Genomic DNA, 605 nt, shown 5'->3' on the forward strand with positions numbered 1-605 from the left:
TAAGGTCGTCGACGTCGTCGGCCTGTATCACAACCCGCCCGAGAAGGCGGTGGTGCTGTGCGTCGATGAGAAGAGCCAGATCCAGGCGCTGGACCGGTCCCAGCCGGTGCTGCCGATGATGCCGGGCATGCCCGAGCGCCGCACCCACGACTACCTGCGGCACGGCATCACCAGCCTGTTCGCCGCCTTCAACATCGCCGACGGCACCGTCATCGGCGAACTCCACCGCCGTCATCGGGCCATCGAGTTCAAGAAGTTCCTGGTCACGATAGACAAGGCCGTACCGCGTGAACTCGACGTGCACCTGGTGTGTGACAACTACGCCACCCACAACACCGCGGAGATCAGAACGTGGCTGGCCAAGCATCCGCGTTTCCACGTCCACTTCACCCCGACCGGATCCTCCTGGATCAACCAGGTCGAGCGCTGGTTCGGCTTGCTCACCGACAGGCTCATCCGCCGCGGCGTCCACACCTCCGTGAAAGCGCTGGAGGACGACATCAAGGCCTGGATCGTTACCTGGAACGAGAACCCCAGGCCCTTCGCCTGGACCAAGACCGCCGACGAGATCCTCAGATCCCTCGCCGACTACCTCGCTAAGGTCA

General features: G+C 63.6%; 1 protein-coding gene. It reads left to right on the top strand.

The window, feature by feature from the left end:
* Nucleotides 1-605 (top strand): IS630 family transposase (locus ACFPZI_RS37230; protein WP_381371595.1); only part of this gene is annotated, 605 nt, incomplete at both ends.

The sequence above is a fragment of the Streptomyces chlorus genome (assembly GCF_042655885.1).
GTDB lineage: Bacteria > Actinomycetota > Actinomycetes > Streptomycetales > Streptomycetaceae > Streptomyces > Streptomyces chlorus.